We start from the raw sequence: 875 nt of genomic DNA on the forward strand, positions 1-875 counted from the left end.
GGTGAGCATAAAAATCGATAAGATGTTCTTGTGCACCAATGTCTATGGTTTTTTCGGGCCATAACGTAGAACATGCTTGGATGGCTTGTGTGATTAGCCGATGGCCTAAGCCACCACCTCGGGCTGTTTGTTTGGTTACGACTCGGCCAATACTGACGTTATCGTAAGTGGTTCCAGCTGGCAGAAGCCGAGCGCAGGCAACTAATTCATCATTGTGGTAGCCGAGTAGGTGATGAACGCCGTCAATAATATCCTTACCATCTAGCTCCGGGTACGGGCAAGTTTGCTCGACGACGAACACGTCGACGCGTAAGCGCAGCATCTCATACAGTTGTAAGGTAGTTAGTTGAGCAAAAGGCAAAGTGATCCAAGTGGTCATGTCCGTCGTCCATAATGATAGTAGAGTGCCTGAATGTACTCGCCTTTGTTTCAATACTCATTAACAATGGTTAATTTTCACTGGTCTTCCCAGAAAATCTGGCGATAATGTGCCCTCTTTTTCATCCCACCTGAGGATATTTCCCTGTGAGCAAACAAACTTTTGACCAAGTAGGCCTGAATCCAGCGCTACTAGAAACGCTGGATTCATTGAACTACACCCATATGACGCCAATTCAAGCGTTAAGCTTACCGGCGATTTTGAATCAGCGTGACGTAATTGGTCAGGGTAAAACGGGCTCGGGTAAAACAGCGGCGTTTGGTCTTGGCGTGCTATCAAATCTAAACGTAAAACGATTTCGCGTGCAGGCTTTGGTGCTGTGTCCGACTCGCGAACTGGCGGATCAAGTTGCTAAAGAAATTCGAACGCTAGGGCGTGGTATCCATAACATTAAAGTACTTACGTTGTGCGGCGGTATGCCGATGGGACCGCAAAT

2 protein-coding genes are annotated in these 875 nt (G+C 47.3%); one reads left to right on the plus strand and one right to left on the minus strand.

Translation table 11 applies throughout. The annotated features are described in order from the left end of the window. Positions 1 to 379: GNAT family N-acetyltransferase (locus tag R7R24_RS25595; protein WP_318119922.1), on the minus strand; the 379-nt coding region annotated here is incomplete at its 3' end. Between the two features lie 146 nt (positions 380 to 525). On the opposite strand from R7R24_RS25595, the gene R7R24_RS25600 reads away from it, so the two are divergent. Continuing rightward, on the plus strand, positions 526 to 875 hold a 350-nt coding region (locus tag R7R24_RS25600), incomplete at its 3' end, for a DEAD/DEAH box helicase (RefSeq protein ID WP_318119923.1).

The organism is Vibrio sp. 704 (assembly GCF_033339295.1).